The 17,542-nt window shown below is 57.2% G+C and carries 12 protein-coding genes and 2 pseudogenes; 6 read left to right on the top strand and 8 right to left on the bottom strand.

Annotated elements, in window-relative coordinates:
• Positions 1-88: 88 nt before the first annotated feature.
• Positions 89-883 carry an N-acyl amino acid synthase FeeM domain-containing protein gene (locus tag B0G71_RS39210; protein WP_116149784.1) on the top strand — a complete coding sequence of 265 codons (795 nt, stop codon included), beginning with the start codon at positions 89-91 and terminating at the stop codon, positions 881-883.
• A 131-nt stretch (positions 884-1,014) separates the two neighbouring features.
• Positions 1,015-3,969 (top strand): bifunctional diguanylate cyclase/phosphodiesterase, encoded by a 2,955-nt coding sequence (locus tag B0G71_RS39205; RefSeq protein ID WP_116150011.1) that lies wholly within the window; start codon positions 1,015-1,017, stop codon positions 3,967-3,969.
• Positions 3,970-5,517: 1,548 nt separating this feature from the next.
• On the opposite strand, the gene B0G71_RS39200 is transcribed toward B0G71_RS39205, so the two are convergent.
• From B0G71_RS39200 to B0G71_RS39185, 4 genes and pseudogenes are all read right to left on the bottom strand, one after another.
• Positions 5,518-6,204 (bottom strand): hypothetical protein, encoded by a 687-nt coding sequence (locus B0G71_RS39200; protein ID WP_258875844.1) that lies wholly within the window; start codon positions 6,202-6,204, stop codon positions 5,518-5,520.
• Positions 6,200-6,546, bottom strand: a pseudogene (locus B0G71_RS39195) (transposase); the annotation flags it as partial. The pseudogene B0G71_RS39195 and the gene B0G71_RS39200, both read right to left, overlap by 5 nt.
• Before the next feature lie 270 nt (positions 6,547-6,816).
• The gene (locus B0G71_RS39190; RefSeq protein WP_116149783.1) at positions 6,817-7,866 is read right to left on the bottom strand and encodes a porin; all 1,050 of its coding nucleotides are present in this window, start codon (positions 7,864-7,866) and stop codon (positions 6,817-6,819) included.
• Between the two features lie 266 nt (positions 7,867-8,132).
• Positions 8,133-9,521 carry an MFS transporter gene (locus B0G71_RS39185; RefSeq protein WP_116149781.1) on the bottom strand — a complete coding sequence of 463 codons (1,389 nt, stop codon included), beginning with the start codon at positions 9,519-9,521 and terminating at the stop codon, positions 8,133-8,135.
• A gap of 1,047 nt (positions 9,522-10,568) precedes the next feature.
• Between B0G71_RS39185 and B0G71_RS39180 the strand changes: the two genes are divergently transcribed.
• Positions 10,569-11,588 (top strand): alpha/beta fold hydrolase, encoded by a 1,020-nt coding sequence (locus tag B0G71_RS39180; protein ID WP_116149780.1) that lies wholly within the window; start codon positions 10,569-10,571, stop codon positions 11,586-11,588.
• Positions 11,589-11,627: 39 nt separating this feature from the next.
• On the opposite strand, the gene B0G71_RS42375 is transcribed toward B0G71_RS39180, so the two are convergent.
• Both B0G71_RS42375 and B0G71_RS39170 read right to left on the bottom strand, forming a co-directional pair.
• Positions 11,628-11,930, bottom strand: a complete 303-nt coding sequence (locus B0G71_RS42375; RefSeq protein ID WP_258875843.1) for a reverse transcriptase domain-containing protein — start codon at positions 11,928-11,930, stop codon at positions 11,628-11,630.
• Complete coding sequence (locus tag B0G71_RS39170) at positions 11,884-13,188, bottom strand: recombinase family protein (RefSeq protein WP_220377360.1); 1,305 nt, start codon at positions 13,186-13,188, stop codon at positions 11,884-11,886. Before B0G71_RS39170 ends, B0G71_RS42375 begins: the two co-directional genes overlap by 47 nt.
• A 445-nt stretch (positions 13,189-13,633) precedes the next feature.
• On the opposite strand from B0G71_RS39170, the gene B0G71_RS39165 reads away from it, so the two are divergent.
• Positions 13,634-13,912 carry a hypothetical protein gene (locus B0G71_RS39165; protein ID WP_116149778.1) on the top strand — a complete coding sequence of 93 codons (279 nt, stop codon included), beginning with the start codon at positions 13,634-13,636 and terminating at the stop codon, positions 13,910-13,912.
• 220 nt (positions 13,913-14,132) lie between these two features.
• Here the strand turns inward: B0G71_RS39165 and B0G71_RS42370 are convergent.
• Both B0G71_RS42370 and B0G71_RS42365 read right to left on the bottom strand, forming a co-directional pair.
• Positions 14,133-14,719 (bottom strand): annotated as a pseudogene (locus B0G71_RS42370) (IS3 family transposase); the annotation flags it as partial.
• 37 nt (positions 14,720-14,756) lie between these two features.
• On the bottom strand, positions 14,757-14,879 hold the full coding sequence (locus tag B0G71_RS42365; RefSeq protein WP_258875842.1) for a hypothetical protein: 123 nt from the start codon (positions 14,877-14,879) through the stop codon (positions 14,757-14,759).
• Between the two features lie 850 nt (positions 14,880-15,729).
• On the opposite strand from B0G71_RS42365, the gene B0G71_RS39145 reads away from it, so the two are divergent.
• Positions 15,730-16,623 carry an amidohydrolase gene (locus B0G71_RS39145; protein ID WP_116149775.1) on the top strand — a complete coding sequence of 298 codons (894 nt, stop codon included), beginning with the start codon at positions 15,730-15,732 and terminating at the stop codon, positions 16,621-16,623.
• Between the two features lie 20 nt (positions 16,624-16,643).
• Positions 16,644-17,303, top strand: coding sequence for a DUF4286 family protein (locus B0G71_RS41160; protein ID WP_147308760.1), 660 nt, complete (start codon positions 16,644-16,646; stop codon positions 17,301-17,303).
• Positions 17,304-17,542 lie beyond the last annotated feature (239 nt).

The following is a 17,542-nucleotide window of genomic DNA, read 5'->3' as shown; positions in this document are numbered from 1 at the left end:
CGTTCATGAGAATCTAGTTCGTCGCGTTCAGAGTGATTTTGCGACTTCGAGCGCGACGCACTTTTTCTCATTCACCTATGGGGTATATATGGACCGCATCGACTCAGTCCTTTTGACGCAAAATACGGGCTATACGTCACTCGGAGAAGTCTTTTCTCAGGGCGCCGTCAAGAAAGCGGAGAGGTTGCCGTTTACGATAAAGGTGGTAAATAACCTGTCGGAGCTAGACAAGGCCGTCCAAATGCGCCGGGCCGCCTATAGGCGCCACTTGCCAGAATTCGCCGAAACGATGGGCGTCGAGGTGCTGGATTCTTCACCTGGCACGGTTGTGCTACTGGCACAGTCGCGGTTGGATGGGGGCCCGCTTGGTACGATGCGGGTCCAGACGAACGCGTTCAGTCCGCTTGCGGTTGAACAGTCCGTCCGCCTGCCCGACTGGCTGCGCCAGGCGCGCCTTGCAGAGGCGACGCGCCTTGGCGTCGCGCGCGGCGCGATCGGCCGGATGGTGAAGGTGGCGCTATGCAAGGCTTATTACATGTATTGCGCGCAGAACGAAGTCGACTGGATGTTGATTACGGCCCGTTCACCGCTTGATCGGGAATACGAGGCCATGTTGTTTGAAGATGTGTACGGCCAGAACGAATTCTTGCCGATGACGCACGTTGGCGGGTTACCACATCGGGTGATGGCGAAGCCGGTTGCTTTGGTCCGCCAGCGCTGGACGAAGGTCAACCATCCGTTCCTGGGATTTTTTTTTGAAACGGATCACGTTGACATCGACGTCTGCGTCACATTCAAGCAGCATGAAATTGTCGATCCGACTGAGCGCAGTGAACTGGCAGGCAGCGCCGCAGACCGTCTGCGACCGCTGACTGAAGCGTAAGGTAAAAATAATGTCCGCGCGATGAAATTTGGCCGGACCGCGGGGTCGGCGGCGTCGGCGCAGCTCTGCGCTTTCGCTGCTGACTGTCACAGCATTGCAATCCAATGGACGTCATTGAGGAAAAGCAACAAATGACAGGCGTTAAGTGGGCAATCCGGGATCGGTTGACCGGCTGGGCTTTTCACCGGTTCTCTGTCTTTACAGCGCCTTTTGTGATTGCGCTCGGCAGCATCGCCGTCGTGCTATGGGAACCACATCAATTCGACACCGCAGGGATGGTGAGGCTCAGCTTTCCCGTGATCGCAGATCCGTCAGCGGCACTGTCACCCACCGACGCGATTGCCCGCCTGCGGGATACCGCGCACACCGCACGCTTCAGTACCCACCTCGCAGAAACGCCATTCTGGTTCATGCTCACCGCGCCTGACGTGACCAGCGAAGAGGTCACGTACATCGACCTGCCGTCCCGGCATGCGCAGACGCTATCCTGCTGGCGTGCAGGCGCCGCCCCCAGGCTGCTCGGCACAGGCGACCGCCATGGAACGAGCGGCAAAATGCACTTCAACAAGGCAGGCTTTGCGCTCAGGCTTGACGACCCTGCCCCGCATGCGCCGATCCTGTGTCGGGCCACATTCTCCGGCCCCGCGTATATCACTGCGTCCGTATCGAGCGAGGAGGAGCTTGCAATTTCAGCGCTCGATTTCCACCAAAGTGCAGCGCTAATCACGGGCGGCTTGCTGACGCTGGCAATCTTCGTGTTCGTTACGGCCATCATCAATCGCGAATGGACGTACGTGATTTTTGCCGCATGGCTTGTCGGCAATCTCCGGCTGAGCGCCAACGCCATGGGCTTTGATACCGAATGGCTGGGCCGGCTTATCCCGCCCGACCATATCGCGTTCGTGCGGGAATTCACGTTTGCAGCCTATTACGTGCTAACGACGACACTCTTTGTGGAACTCTTTCGTCGCGAGCTGAAAGCAATCGGTCTGCGCTGGAGCCTGCACGCCGTTCGGTACGGTGGCTGCGTGCTCATGGCCGCCGCCTTCATGCTGGATTACAGGCACTTCATCCCCGTGCTTTGGACCAGCGCCAGCTTCTGCATACTGGTGCTGACCTACTTTCTCGCCCAGCTAGTCATCAAGGCGCGCTCCCGCACTGTACTCTGGTACGTCGCGTCAATGGGCATCGTGCTGATCGCGACGCTCTCGGAAGTGCTGGCCGCCGCGTTGGGTCTCAAAGCGCTGGAGGGCAAACTGAGTCCCGTGGTGACGGCGCTTTCATCAAGTATGCTTTGTGCATTCGCGATCGCAGAACGTATGCGCGAAGAGCGCGAACGACGCCGGCAAATGCAGATTGAGCTGCGAAACACCTATGACGTCACGCCGATCGGCCTCTTCACTCTGAACACGGACAACTGCTTCGTTCGCGCCAATCCTGCCCTGCATACGATGCTGGGCCTGCCCCAGGAGCGATGCGTCACCCATCGCTGGGCGAACTATTTCGCTTCTGGCGCCGAGGCCGAACTTTATGCACTGCTGCAACGTGGCGGCGCGGCATCGATTGAAATCGACGGCGCGGCTGGCACGAAGACACACGCCCGGCGCTACTCGCTGCGGGCGATTCGCGCCAACGGCTTCATCGAAGGCTCGCTCGAAGACGTGACGGACCGCTCAAAAGCGGTGGCGCGGCTGCACTTTCTGGCCGAGCATGACCCGCTCACCGGCCTTCTGAACCGTTTGGGTATCGAACATGCAATCGACCGGCAATGCCGCGAAAGCGCTCCGTGGGCAATCGCATACCTTGATCTCGACCGCTTCAAGGTGTTCAACGACCTCTTCGGGCACGGCACGGGCGACGAAATATTGCGACTTGTGGCTGCGCGCCTCGTCGAACGTCTCGGTCCCCACGTGCCGATTGGGCGCATCGGTGGCGACGAGTTCGTATGCGTGCTCGCCAACACGGCGATTGACGATGCGATCGGGCATTGCCGCGAGATCGTCGAGGCGTTGAACACCTCCCCGTTTCAGGTCGATACACGGGCGTTCCAGGCCAGGGGATCGATTGGCGTGGTCGAATGCTCGCAAGGTGAGCGAGTCGCGGACGCCCTCGCCTACGCCGATCGCGCGTGTCGCGCCGCGAAACGTGGTGGCAATGGGCGACTGGTCGCACTACGCAAGGGCGCGCAGGCATTCGAAGAACGGGCCGCTGAGATCAATCTGATTGAGGCGCTGGGGCAAAAGCAACTGCCTGAGGGACTCTTCCTCGTGATGCAACCGATCATGTCGATGCGCGAGCCAACAGAAGCCCTCGACTTTGAGGTGCTGCTGCGTCTGCGCGCACCGGATGGCAGTGTGGCGACCGCAGGAAAGCTGATCGCTGCCGCGGAGGATTCCGGCACCATCGTCGAGATCGACCGCTGGGTGCTTTCGACGACGCTCGCATGGCTTGATGAGAACCGCGCATCCCTTTCCACCACCCGTTTCGTGTGTGTGAACCTGAGCGGTGGTTCGCTCAACGATGAGCGCTTCCTCAACGAACTGTTCGCGATGCTCTCGCGTCACCAGAGCGTCATCCACTACCTCTGTATAGAAATCACTGAGAGTGTCGCGCTACACGATCTTGAGCATACGGAACGCTTCATCGCGCGCGTGCACGATATGGGGGCAAAGATAGCGATAGATGATTTCGGCGCGGGACAGACATCGTTGCGTTACCTGAAGAAGCTGTCCGCCGATGCGCTCAAGATCGACGGCGAGTTTATTCGCACGATGTGTAATCATCCAGCCGACATCGCAATTGTCGAGGCGATCATCAGCCTCGCACGCAATCTCGGTATGCGCAGCATCGCTGAATGGGTAGAGGATCTCGAGACCTTGCGCGCGCTGAACGAACTGGGCGTCGACTACGTGCAAGGCTTCGTGATCGCAAAACCGCAGGAGGCCAAGGACATTCTCGTGGCCACTTCTGCCGCGAGCTTCGTGACTAACGCCGAAGTCAAGCGCTATCTTGAGGCAGAGCAAATTCCACAAATCGGCGACGATCAGGAACGCATAGAGCGCGAAAGCGCTATCTGGCACGGCTAAGCGGCTCAGTTTACGGCACCGTTCGCATCAGGCGGCCACGAGCCGACCGTCGGTTTACATAAACTTGTTCCTATTCTTTGCAAAATTTTGTTCCTGGCCTCCAAGCCTTAACCACGCGCCGCGTGACACCAAAGGCCCCGTTTCTGCCCCACCGCGCCGGCAAAGTCAGCGAGCGCTTTCATCAGTATCAATTCGGCGCTGCACTTGGGGTTTGCCGGAAAAGCCACAAAATCGCCTCAAACGTTGGTCTGGGTAACAACTTTCTGCAAAACATCTTGAAGCAAACTTGTTCCCGGCGCCTCTGTCAGCCCCGATTCGGTTGACCCCACGTAGGAACAAAATTATGCGAACCAACGCTGATAGCCGTTGGTTCAAGTAAATTTGTTCCCGTTTTGCAAGTAATTTTGTTCCCCATCCCCTTGCTGGCCACCAGGCATGGGCTTTCCGGTGCGTCGTGATGGTCAGTCAGCGCATCAGTGAGCAGCCCGTACACTCCACGCTGCAGGATAACGCAGATAGATCATGAGCACGGCCACGCCGAGCCGGTCATGATCGCCGCGGTGTTGCCGCACGCTCAACGTCAGGAAAGGCCAGCAGTTCGAAGCGCCGGGCCGCAGTGAGCAGTTCACGCCGTGGCATTTTTGTTGGTCTCCACGCCGTTACTCTGTTTCCTGGTCCGGGCGGTTCGTGGCGAAACACCTGCAGAAGGCCGCCGGCCCTTCGGGTTTTTGACCCACCGGATGAGCGACAAACCATCGTCGGTTTCGCGCAGGCGGGTGCAATATTTTGGGTCATCTCGCTGCCCTGGCTGAAGCCCATGATCAATGTTATCCAACCACCTCGAAACAGCGCTGTGTGCCGCCTCGACTTCCCAGTCGGCCGCCTTTTCGAGTAAGTCCGAGAGCACTGAATCGTGAACCCACTCGCAACACGACGCAATCTGCTGATCGGTATAAAGGTATCCTTTGGTTGATAACTTCGAACCCTTTGCATATCGGACAAGCCCCGCAGCGTGCATTTCCTGAGCGAGTCCAACGAAACGCAACAGGTTTTGAGTTGGATTGCGACTGATTTGCCCCGGATCCTGACGTGCCCAACAGAGATCAAGTTCAGCAATCGCAACGTCAAATGGACATCGGAACGACCAGTGCTTGCGTTCCTCCGCATGCACCTTGACCCAGTTGGGGTGCCACCCTTCAACCGTCAGTTCCCATTCACACCGACAGATGCCGTGGCGCTCCCGGAGAGAATCCTGGGCATGTCTGGCGCGGGTGACAAAAGAAGGCCGGGCCGCTGAAAACGCGCCGATGCACTTATAGAAGTCAAAGATGCGGGCGAATCCGATTCATGCAGGATCTCCGACAGACGAACTGCCTCCTCGTGCGGCAGCGGCGGATCTGGATCCGGGGCAATGTTCAGGAACCTTAAACACCTGTGGCTGCTGATACCGTTCAACTCCCGGAAACGGACAAGTACCGACAGCCTGGATTCATACGGGCGGAGATTGCCAGGCCACCAGTTTAACGGAGGGATAGCGGGTCATATTCATCAGTTGCCGGTGGCGATGATCCGCATGTGATCCGAAAAATTGGATTTCGCGAGCTCTCGCAACCAGCTTTCGTAGGACGTCACCTCGTCCCAGGCCTCGCCTACGGCCAACTGGAAGAGTATCGCCTCAGTTGCCCTGGCGATATGCTGCATGGGAAACTCGAAATGCCGGCGTGCAGATTCGGGCGAAAGCTCGACAAACGCTTTCCATAGCTGACCGGCGCAGTCCGCAAGCCGGCGCCCTTCCCTGAATTCGCCCGGTGCGAAGTATTGCAGGTATGAAACGCTGCTCCCGGGTGGCCACTCCGAATCGATGTCGTAGCCGTTGAGGACGTACGCGATTTCGTCCTGCGAGCGCAGACCATGAAACCGCGCATGCGCAGCCATAAAACGCGCGGCCACGTGAGCGTTGCCCGTGATCGCCATATATTCATGACGATAGTTTAGCTGGTGCGAGCCGACGGAAAAAACGCTCAGCAGGTAGCCTTCGTAGTCGAGATCATTCTGGATACCGAGCAGCCATTTCCATTCCCGGAACGTGATATCCTGCGCCTCGTCAATGATTAGCATCACGTAATTTCGCTTCGCGTTATTCGCAAGCGCAATGAAGCGCTGTTTGCACAGGTAGATCCCTTCCGCTTTTTTCGGGGACTTCGTCGGTGGACTTGCCCCTGCATAACCGGACACGCTTGCGCCAGCGCGTCAGGCTCGACGGGTCGATCGGAGGCTCGGTCTGGAAATACGTTTCGCCCGTGAAGACCTGCCAGTACGGGTTCTCCACCCATTTGCCAGACGACCTCTTCGTCGGACAGATCGAACGCATGCTGCAAATACAGCAGCCCTGCAATCAGACGTTGGCGAGCTCGCTGGCCGACCTTTGCCCGACACGAAGCTCTCGCCCATCGACGCGCCCATCCGCTCCCAGTTGATCAGGTCAGTCAGGCGCACCAGCGGATGTTTCAGGTTGATCTGTTCTCGCAGCGGTTGCCGGAAGAAATCTCCCTCCGTCACAGGCGTCTTCGGACCCATCTGCACCTCGTCGAAAAATGCAGGATTCACGCGTTAATATGCAAGGTCCCTGCAATTCCCACAACCGTATTTCGGACTCAAAGCCCCACCCCGCAAAGCTTTGAAGGTTGTTCAGGTCCGACTATTGAGGCTGCGCTGAACTTGCGGCCCAGGTCGCTACGTAGCGCGTGGTGGCCGCTGCCACCTGCCGCCAAACGCAAAGAGTTTAGGATGACGCTTGGAAGATGTTTGCTGCGACGGTGGAGCATCGTAGCTTGTATCGTGCCACCGTTAGAACCTGTGACGAAGCCCAACCCGGAATGCCAATTGGTCCTGTGTGGAAGAAGGCGCGAGTCCAAACATTTGAGGCGGTATCTTCAGGCTATTGGAATGCTCGTAATTGCCAGTTACATACACGTCCGTCGACTTGGAGAAAAGATAGTGTGCGCCCGTGCTGACCTCCTGGAGCCGAACTCCCCCAGATAGAGTCGTATAGGTGTCAGCGACACCCACGACAATATCCGGACGGACCAGATAGCTAACGCCGCCTTCGAAGACACTTATCGAAATACCGGCTTTGGCCTCAATCGTAGTATGGGTGACGTTGGCAAAAACCGTCGCGCCACCATAAAGGTATCGCCCTCCAACGCCAAACGTTCGCAGGTTCGTTCCGTTGAATGCTGTCTCTCCAATACTGCCTCCCGCGCCATTGACGCTCGTGTATGCTGCGGAGACTGAGAACGGCCCTGAATTGTCGTATTCGACGCCATAACTTACTACTCGTGGGGAATTTGCCGCGCCACCGAACGAACCTGCCATATTGCTGAACCCGAACATTGCCCCAGCGCGCACACCGTGAAAGTTGGGAGTCGTATACAAGATAGAATTGTTCGCCTGCTCGCCTGAGAGACGATCCGCGTCCTGATAGTGCCAGGAATAGCCAGCTGCGAACTGCACTGCGGCCGTATCCCAGTAGAGAAATTCGTCCATAAAGTCGTTCTGCCGCCCTAGCTTGACCGTCCCGAAAGGCGAAGTGAGTCCGACCGTTGCCTGGCGCCCAAAAAGAGCCCCTCCTTGCCGGCTTGCTCCGTTAGTCAGCGAGAATCCGCTTTCGAGCACGAAGATTGCGCTCAATCCGCCGCCAAGATCTTCCTTGCCACGTAGCCCCCATCTATTGCCCTGGATGACGCCACTGTCTTCAATAACAGCGCTGTGTCCGCCCTGGTTATTGATGTAAGTGATGCCATTGTCGAGCACCCCATAAAGCGTGACACTGCTCTGCGCGTTTGCATTTCCAGCCAAGGGAATAGTCAACGCAACCAGGGAGCAGAACTTTTTCATATATGTCTCCAGTTATTCGATTGGTATATTGCCAATTCTCGAGCGAACGAATTGCACTGCGGCGGATCTGCACTGACTTGATCCACCGCCCCCAAGACTCTTTGAAATGCTTTCTCAATCCGGCCGGCACGGACGAGTACCGTTTGCTCGTCACCGGTCAGGAACACTGCCGACATGCGAGAAGCATCACGAGACCGAGCGAACGCAGAAGGCGCCTTGAGTCATGTCTCCCCACGGAGCGCGATACACTTAAACGAGGCTCTTCCCTATCTCGGAAGGCTGTCGCCACCAAAATTACGGAGATCTTGCTTGATGTGTCGACTAGCCACGTAATAGAGCGCCGAACCAATTAACGCGAACACTAGGATTATGCTCATGGAATACTGAAGAGACGTGCTCTTGAGCCCATAATGCGAGATCAAATAGTCGCTGATAATTCCATTTAACATTGGTCCCAACGATAATCCAAGTACGCTTGAAAGCAGGGATAGAACGGCTGACGCGGTTGCCCTCATTTTGACTGGGACCAATGATTGAATCGCGGCCACCACCGGCGCCAAATGCGCCTGGATCATGCAAAGCGTAATAGTGCCCGCTGCCAAGGACAGCCACAGATTGCTGCAAAGGTACTGGACGAGCCCGGCCCCGACGGCTGCCATTCCAGCAATCATAGGTAGCCACGCGTACCATCGACTATCTCGTCGGCTGAGACGATCAGACGCAACCCCGGCAAGAAAAATACCTGCTGCGCCACCAACTCCTCCCATGACAGCCATATACCCAGCGGTTTGAGCGAGTGGCAGATGATGTACCCGAGAATAAAAAGGCGCATCCCAATACAGAATCGTGTACATGGCGAAGGCTTTGGACGCTCCGGCCAAAGCGAGGTACCGAAACGCTCGGATTTGCCACAATAGGAGCAAGCTCTTACCGATCTTCAGGCCGTCCTCGATCCCGACCTTTCTGGCGGTCTTCTTCGACGGACCAAAGGTAAAAAAAGCGAGCGGTCCAAGCAGCGCGCCGATAATTCCAACCAGTACGAAGACATGCCGCCATCCGACGTAATAGATGATTCCACCAACGATGCCGATACCCAACACTTTCCCAATTGGAATCGCAAGGCCAAATAGGCCCAATGCCGTTCCACGCTGGTGCGGTGGAAAGTAATCCGCGATCAGAGCATGTGATGCCGGGATTCCGGCAGCCTCACCCCCGCCGACGCCCAGACGGAAACAAAAGAGGCTGATAAAACTCGACGCTAGCCCACAGCAGGCAGTCATTACACTCCAGAACACAACCGCGACAGCCAGCACAACTTTGCGTGAGGTCCGATCCGCAACGATCGCGATAGGCAAAGTCAAGGCCGTGTAGGAAATGCCGAATGCAAGTCCAGTTATCGCGCCGACCTGCGTATCGGAAAAGTCAAACTCCTTTTGCAGTGGAATTTGCAATATGGTGATGATGCTGCGGTCAATCGAATTGAAGATCGCGATGAGAAGGAGCACAGATAGCATAAACCACTTATACCAACCGGCGTCGCGTATCGTCTGGTTTAACGAGCCCATATCTCCGTCTTGTGGCATCTGTCGTTGTAGCGTCATGACCGCACGCTCTGCCGAGAAGAATTGCTCATGTAGATTCCCTTTGAGCAGCATGCGAACTGCGTCAATCGCGCTGCGTACACTTGCGCAAAGCGGTCCGGCGAGTTGGAGCGGTAATAGCCGATCGCTTGGTCGATATTCAGACGCAGCTCCCAACGAGTGTCCGCACCTGTTTCTCTCGATCTCATACCGATGTCTCCGTCTGTTTTCATCAACCTATGTTCTCTGCGCGCATTCACCTACGCGCGGATAATCTGTCGCCCGATCCGGTTGCGCCATGTTTCCGCCGACCAGTGGTGACGTAACGTCGACAGTAAAGGATGACTGCCCACTCGCAATGAAGATCGCGGAATACCCCCTTCCGTGCCGGCCGAGTCGCAAGTCGACTTGCGTGCCAAGACGATGAGGACAAAGTCGTCGTTAGGTCACATACCTGATCTAAGTCGAAGATTAATATATTACTTTTATAAAATCAAGAAAACAGAACAGATTTTTGTTATTGGGGGAAACCCCTATTAAATTTATCTTAATAATAACCATACGGATATAAGTTAATATATTACATGAACGGCAACCATTGGTAGTTTCCCTCGGTGAAAATAGGTCGGACAGCAGCACTACCGAGAAGCAAAAGATGATTCCGCATCACTCGAACTGCGGGCCACCTCCAACTAACCTGACTGCGGCGGGGACGGCGCCGACCGTCATTCCCGCAGAAATTCTGGCCACGCGGAAGTCAGACTGGGAAGCGAACGTCGTCTCACCGCCGTCGTGGACGTCCGCTCCATGTCTCCCGGGGGAAAGAGATGTTTGCACAGCGTCTTACTGCAAACCGTTGACCGGCATGCTTTCAGATGGGGACTACCATCGCATCATGCTGAATCGCTCATCCGTGCCGGACGCCAGCAAAAGCACGAGCAGCGCGAGTTCGAAAACTCTTCCGTAGAAGTATCGTACCGCCCTCTCCCGAGGCAACCGTGAGGCGCAGGGGAAATTCCCGATTTCCTACACATTGTTAATATATTAATCTATCCGATCTTGATATGAAAAATTGCCCCCCAAAACGCATGACCGGATAAATTTAGAATACGGAAGGGAGAAATGGCACTGACAGCGAAACTCGCGCCTGAGTTCCAGGCGCATTCGAGCCGAGATCGAAGCGATTTGAGCTACGATCGAATGCCCGCGCAAAAGAATGCGCGTTTTTGGTTGGGCGGCTCAATGCCGCCCAACCAACTCACCACGCAGCTCTGCATCAAATTCACAAGCGTAATCTTGCTCGCTCTGACGTTGTGGATAGCCTTCGCCGCATCAGCGTCTGCCGCAGGCGCCTCGGCCGCCACGACAGGCCGCTATATCAATCTTCCGGGGGTCAAATTGTGGTACTTGGATACAGGCCAAGGCACACCAGTGGTATTCATCCACGCAAATACAGGAACCAGTACAAGCTGGAAAAAGCAAATCGACGCGTTCTCGTCCGCGGGATATCGAGTTATCACGTTCGATCGAAGGGGTTGGGGTAAGAGCATCGCTGATAAATCGTCTGGCGCTCAACCTGGTAGCGTTGCTGGGGATCTTGACGCCCTAGCCACCCTGCTGAATCTTCCCCCTTTTCACCTGATCGGCGTCGCGGCCGGCGGTTTCGCCACCCTCGACTACGCTTCGTGGCGGCCGAACCGCCTGCGTAGCATTGTCATTGCCGCAAGCAATGGGCATTTTATCTCCGAATCAGCCATGAAACAGCTTCGAATAGAAATCGCAGTCCCCAGCTTCGAGTCGCTATCACCGGAGGATCGCGAAATCGGAGTTTCCTACCGAACGGCACATCCGGACGGCGTAAAGGAATGGAGCGAGATTGAACGATCGGCACACTTGAGCGGTTCTCCGATGCAAGACCTTCATAGCCCGAATACTTTCGCAAAGATGGAGGCGATAAATGTTCCGGCTCTAGTAATTGCCGGCGACGAGGATCTGCTTGCGCCGCCAGCGCTCATGCATCTGTGGGCAAGCCATCTTAAACAGTACGAACTGGCAAATATTAGAGGTGCGGGACACTCTTTGCCATGGGAGAGGCCCGAGGAGTTCAACGAGACGGTCCTAACCTTTCTCGGAAAACATTGAAATTAAGACCTAATTGTTTCGAAACTGAACTCCACAGGACTACCGGGCCAACAAGCGACCGTCATACCGATCCGAAGGAACGGTACCGGCGCGCGATCTTGCGAATCGCGGTCGGAAGCAGAAGCCCAGGAAGTCAAACTGATGAACGCTAAAGCGCTCCCGCCGATTGTCATCGCGGCAGTAGACGACTTTCGTCTTCTGCGGATGCAAGGCCAGTGAGCACTGCGCCATCCGCTGCTCCAGGGCTGCCTTAAGCGCCTGCGCCTTCGTCAGGGTGCGACAGTGGCAAACTACATCATCGGCATAACGTTCGAACGGCACGCCCGGGTAGTTGCGGCGCATCCATTCGTCGAACACATAGTGCAGAAACAGATTGGCCAGCAACGGACTGATCACGCCATGGACGCAAAAGATAACTTTGGTCGACGTGAGCGGTTTGCGGGGAGCCGGGCAGGCGAGACGGCCCTCCGCTTCCGCCGGCTGGTCGCGTGGCGGTGGGAATCGAATGGCGAATGGTGATGCTGTCATCGGCGACCACCACCTCCTTCACGAGCAGTCTCGTGATGCGCTGACGGTCCTGAACATCGAGGGTCGTGGCATGGCTGCGCAAACGCCCCAGGAATGCCGTTAGCGTTTCCGCCAGGCGTAGGTAAGCCGCCTGGTCGACCAACTGGGCACTGAGCCCGCGCAGCTCCTCCTGAAGACTCTGCTCGCGTTGCCGCAGCGCAGGCATGCGCCGCCGCAGCTCGTTCAGAGAAAGGAGGTCCTCCTGGTACGCGGTGAGCAACCGGTCCATACGTTTCTGCGTTTGCGCCAGATCCTGCGTGACGCGGTCCTGCTGCCGCCTGGCGGGACTTGAATTGCGCGCCGTCTCAAGGCGCCTGTCCAATTCGATTTGGATGAGCGCGGGATCCTCCAGCAGGCGCACAACTTCGGACCACACGATTTGCTCCAGCAGATCCAGCCGGATGGGGCGTTGCTCACACCTGGCGTGGCCGTCGTAGCGCCAGGCGTCAGTGCCCAGGCAGCGGTAGTAGGAGATCTTGCGCGCGCTACTGCGTGTCGAGTTCCGGTACAGGGCGTAGCCGCACTCGCGGCAGTGCACCAGGCCTTGCAGGATACTGGGTTCGATCGTCCGGCGCGACGCGTGCTTCCTGTTGCTGTCCAGGCGCTCCTGCGCCAGGGCGAACGTATCCGGATCAACCAAGGCGGGAACTAGAATCTCGATCCATTGATCACGCGGCAGTTCGTGATTGGCACTGTTGCGGGCGGGCAGGCCACCGCGCTGGCGCAACGTCCGGTTGTTGGTGCGTTCTCGCGCGGCCTGTTGGGTCTTGCCGAAACAGGCCATTCCACGATAGGCAGGATTGCGAAGTATTGCCCAAACCGTAGAACGCTCCCAGCGTGCTGCGCCCTTCCTGGTTTGAATTCCCAGCTCCTTCAATCGGCGCGTGACAGCACCGATGCTCAGCCCCGCCACCGTGTACAGCTCGTAGATCTGGCGAACTACCTGCGCCTCGGCGGCGATGACCGCGTAGCCGGCCGCCTGCTCCTCGCTCTTGCGTTCATAGCGGTACCCGTAGGGCGCGCCACTCAACACGCTGACCTCACCTTGCTTCGCACGATGCCGCTTGCCCCGCCGCGACCGTTCGAGGATCTGCGCGCGTTCATACTCGGCGATTTGCGGTTCTCTGCAAATCGCCGATGATGCGGAGCGCGGAATTATGCAAAGCCACACCGCCAAAGTGGCGGCGCAGCTTGCATCTCAGCAGCGCAGCGCTGTGCATTATCGCGGCTCGAACAATGAGGCGATCAGCACGTCCGGCGCCTTGAATCGCCTGAACGTAATCACTTCCGCAGAGGCCCGGTTCCATCAGATTGGGCCAATGGTGTTAAATCCGCATGCTGCAATACGTCCGGTTGTGGGGCCATGCCCCGATCGGTCTCCTCCCTGAAACTCAACTAAGTAATCAGTTATACGAAGTAGATGACCTTGCGATTCGGCGGCGCATACTTGTGCTGCCTTTCAATCAAGTGAGGCCATCATGCTTGAAACACATTTGAAGTCACCTGTAACGCGCCAGCGGCTCCGCGCGGGTCCCGCGGCAGATCACATCGACGGGTTCGCCGACTGGCTCCAGCGATGTGGGTATGCCCCCGGTAGCATCGACTGGATGCTGCGCTGCCTTGCCGGCTGGACAGATTGGATGCTCGCCAGCGGGTTTGGCGCGCAAGAGCTGCTGCCCGGGTTCGAGGCGTGCAAGGTGGAACTCGACAAGAAGCGGCATGTTCCCACAGTCGCGGAGCCAATCGCCAGTCGTTGACGGCAGCCTCGGTGTTCATTCGATTCCTCCGACACGAGGGTAAGCTTGCGCCCGCTGTGGCTCCGCCATCTGCCAGTGACCTTTGGCCTGTGCTCGGAGAGTTCCGGTTGTGGATGTACAGTAAGCGGTGATTTCAGCGCACATAGCTTCCTGATGCCAGCAGGCGCAGCATGTGTCCACCTCAACATGAACTGACCCCCGAGAGTTGGACGTTGAAGCGTTAATTTTTTCCCGCTCGCATTCGATATTCCGCGGGACTCAGTCCACCAAGTTTCGATTTGGTGCGGTGCCGGTTTTTGTAGTCGATGTAGCCCTTCAGGCCTGCCCGTAATGCGTCGACGTCTTCGAAGCCCGTGAGATGGAAGTACTCGGCCTTCAGAGTGCCAAAGAAGCTCTCCATGGCCGCGTTATCGAAGCAATTTCCTTTTCTCGACATACTTTGCTTCATTCCGTAGCGGGCCGGTGCCGCTCGGTACGGTTGCATGCAATAGTGCCAACCCGGTCTGAATGAAGCATCGGTGTAGCCGCATTCCCGCGTTTCCTGACAGCTTTCTTGAGCATGCCCATGACCATCGGGAAGTCGGGGCGATGGCTCGACTCGTAGGCAACAATTTCCCCATCGTAGAGGTCCATGACCGGAGAAAGGTACAGCTTTTTCCCCGCGACCCGGAACTCGGTCACATCGGTAACCCACTTCTCGTTTGGGCCCGACGCGGTGAACTCACGATTGAGCAGGTTCGGAGCGGCCTCGCCGACCTCGCCCTGGTACGACCGGAACTTCTTCCGGCGGATTTGCGCATGTCGACCGGCTCACGGCAGATATACGCACGGACATCGGCTGCGATCAGCAGCGGCTACCGCCGAGCCGTCCGAGCACGAAACGCACGATGCGCTCGGCATGAGCGCCGGTCAGCTCGATGCGAACACCGGCGAGCGACAACGTCTCCCGATCACACGAAGACGACAAAGCGTCCGCCGTCGACGGTGGAGCAGGAGTGGTTGGTGCGGCGTCCGGATGGGAAACGATAAATGCCGCGTCTGGTGTGACCGCGAGCGGGTGCGCCTCTGCACGTGGCTCGCGCGAGAGCTTCTTGCGCCACACGCCGAAGGTACTGACGGCGAGCCCCTACTCATGACAGAAACGTCGAAGGCCCAGTCCGCTTGTGGTCCACGCGATGACCATCTCGCGCCAGAATGCTTCGCCTTGCCGGGGGCGTCGTGCGCCCGTCGGTGCGGCCTCTCCCGTTGCCTCGTCCATCGCATTGCTCCGTCGTTACGATGGCATCACCTTCGCACCGCGCTCACGTGCATTCAAGACGGGATGCGCTGACGGATACCTTTCTGCAATACCGAATTTCGCCGCAAGGAGCTTATAGCCCCCTTTGCCAGCGAGCTACTCGCGAACCACCTTCCCCTTAAACTTTATATCGAATTTCCTCACGGAACATCCAAGGTCGTGTCCGACTCTCGGGGTCAGTTCAAATCCGGGGCGGTTCAGCAACCTCGGATCTCGGAAGTCAAGGTTAAGGACACTAACACCTAACAGTCAATATTATGACCTATAGGGTTTTCACCGCTAGATTCTCTCGCCCCTCGCGCCCCACAATGCGCCCAGTGAGTTTCATGACTCGGCGTTTGGCCCCGCGCGGACGACAGTACGCTCCTCCTGGAGCAACCAATCTCGCTGCGCGAGGAATTGAATGAAGCCACGTCCGCCGGTTCGCTGTGTGATGAGCTGCGATACGTTTGCACGGCAAGCAACCTGCCGTAATTCAAGACTAGAGTCGGCAATCAGATGAAATCAAGGAGAATACGCAATGCCATCCACTAACCACGACACCTTGGTCGAATGCCCGACTCCGCCGAGACGAGCACTACCTCGTCGGTCCTGTGACACACACGCTCATGTTTTCGGCTCGCGAGCCGCGTTCCCTCTCGCGCCCGATGCGGGTTTTGAACCGCCTCTTGCACCGGCAGAGCTTCATACTCGTGTGCTGGCGCACCTCGGTTTCGAGCGCGGCGTCATCGTTCAAGGCTCCTGTTATGGAACGGACAACGCTTGCACACTGGATGCCATTGCTCGTGCCCCGGAATCACGTCGGGGAATAGGTGCGGCGCTTCCGACGGTCACCGACGACGAACTTGCCCGCCTGCGCGCAGGCGGCATAGTCGGATTGCGATTTACAGAAATCGCATCTGCCCGATATGGCGGGCGAAAGAAAGGCGCGATTGGATTCGATGCACTTGTCGAACTCGGTTCACGCCTTCGTGACCATGACATGATTGCGTCAATCGACACGACCAGCGAGACCCTTGTGGATTGGGCACCACGTCTTTTCTCCCTGGGTATCCCGCTTGTGCTCGACCACATCGGTCGCGTGCCGGACGGACTAAGCCGAAGTATCACGGATCCTGCGTTCATGGCCATGCGCGACTTCCTTGGGGAAGGTCGAATCTGGGCAAAGTTGACCTTGGTACGCGGGTCACGTCAGGCCCCCGATTACGAGGATTTTCGCCCACTGCACGAATTCCTCGTTGAAGCTAACCAAGACAATCTACTTTGGGGCACGGACTGGCCCTTGATCCTCATGGGTGAGCGTCAAACGCCAGACCTCGGGCACCTGCTCGATCTCCTCGACGAGTGGACTACCGATGATGTCAGGCATCGCATCCTGGTAGATAACCCCGCGCGGCTTTATGGCTTCGCCTGATCCGTGAAGGAATCAATAGGATGAGCCCCAAAAAAAAGGAAGATTCACAGGATGGTCAAAACCTATTTCTCCTTCTCGCCGTGATCGAGGGTGAACAAGACGAAACACAGTTATCGGCAGCTGAAGCCTATGTTGGTCGACCGGGCGAGCGGTGGACAGGTGGTCGACGTAAAGGGGGCAATGACGCTCCATTTGAACCACCCCAAATTCATCTTTGCATGTGGGACATTGAGGCTGCAGATGTTCCGACGCAGCCACCGCCAAGGCTGCCAGGCGTTTGGTTCTGGATCGGACGTCAGATTGTGCCCGGAACGGCGAGATCTCCGGCAAATGCAGGCGGGCTGGTTTGCAATATGACGGATGTCGATTCCACGCACGATGAAGAGTTGAACGACTGGTATAACACTGAGCACATTGTTCGACTCGGACTTGTGCCCAATGTGCTGGCAGTTAGACGCTTCGAAAGCCTCGATGGAAGTCCACGCTACATGGCCATCTATCACCTCGCCGACGTCGAGGTGGCACAAGGTCCAGAATGGCAAGTCGCGTCAATGACGCCGTGGACCATGAGAATGGGACGCTTTCGCTCGAACCAGCAACGTTGGTCCTTCACGCTCGCGCCAAAAATCGAGCTTGACGCTGCCGAAAATGGTACGAACAGCTCCCTCCGGGTCAAATAGGACGCGGGATTATGGATGACATACCGACTCATCTGGCTTCCAGCCATTCTGCAAGACCGACTCATTACGAACTGAATGCCTTTGCAATCGAGCAGTAATGCTAGGGAGTGAGCGCGGAAGAGCCAGCAGCGCTAAAGGAGGCCGCATAGAAGCCTTCGCCCCCAGAATGGCGCGCTCTCCTATCGCGCGCCGCGCTGAAGATCACATCCCGCCCGCCTGCGTTGCCCGAACTGACAGAC

It is taken from the genome of Paraburkholderia sp. BL27I4N3 (genome assembly GCF_003386115.1).
Lineage (GTDB): Bacteria > Pseudomonadota > Gammaproteobacteria > Burkholderiales > Burkholderiaceae > Paraburkholderia.
The sequence above is the reverse complement of the archived record's forward strand: the minus strand, read 5'-3'. Positions and strand labels throughout refer to the sequence as shown.

Coding starts and splice junctions, on each gene's coding strand:
- B0G71_RS39210 (WP_116149784.1), top strand. CDS start 89: ATGGACCGCATCGACTCAGTCCTTTTGACGCAAAATACGGGCTATACG.
- B0G71_RS39205 (WP_116150011.1), top strand. CDS start 1,015: ATGACAGGCGTTAAGTGGGCAATCCGGGATCGGTTGACCGGCTGGGCT.
- B0G71_RS39190 (WP_116149783.1), bottom strand. CDS start 7,866: ATGAAAAAGTTCTGCTCCCTGGTTGCGTTGACTATTCCCTTGGCTGGA.
- B0G71_RS39185 (WP_116149781.1), bottom strand. CDS start 9,521: ATGCTGCTCAAAGGGAATCTACATGAGCAATTCTTCTCGGCAGAGCGT.
- B0G71_RS39180 (WP_116149780.1), top strand. CDS start 10,569: ATGGCACTGACAGCGAAACTCGCGCCTGAGTTCCAGGCGCATTCGAGC.
- B0G71_RS42375 (WP_258875843.1), bottom strand. CDS start 11,930: ATGCGCCGCAACTACCCGGGCGTGCCGTTCGAACGTTATGCCGATGAT.
- B0G71_RS39165 (WP_116149778.1), top strand. CDS start 13,634: ATGCTTGAAACACATTTGAAGTCACCTGTAACGCGCCAGCGGCTCCGC.
- B0G71_RS39145 (WP_116149775.1), top strand. CDS start 15,730: ATGCCATCCACTAACCACGACACCTTGGTCGAATGCCCGACTCCGCCG.
- B0G71_RS41160 (WP_147308760.1), top strand. CDS start 16,644: ATGAGCCCCAAAAAAAAGGAAGATTCACAGGATGGTCAAAACCTATTT.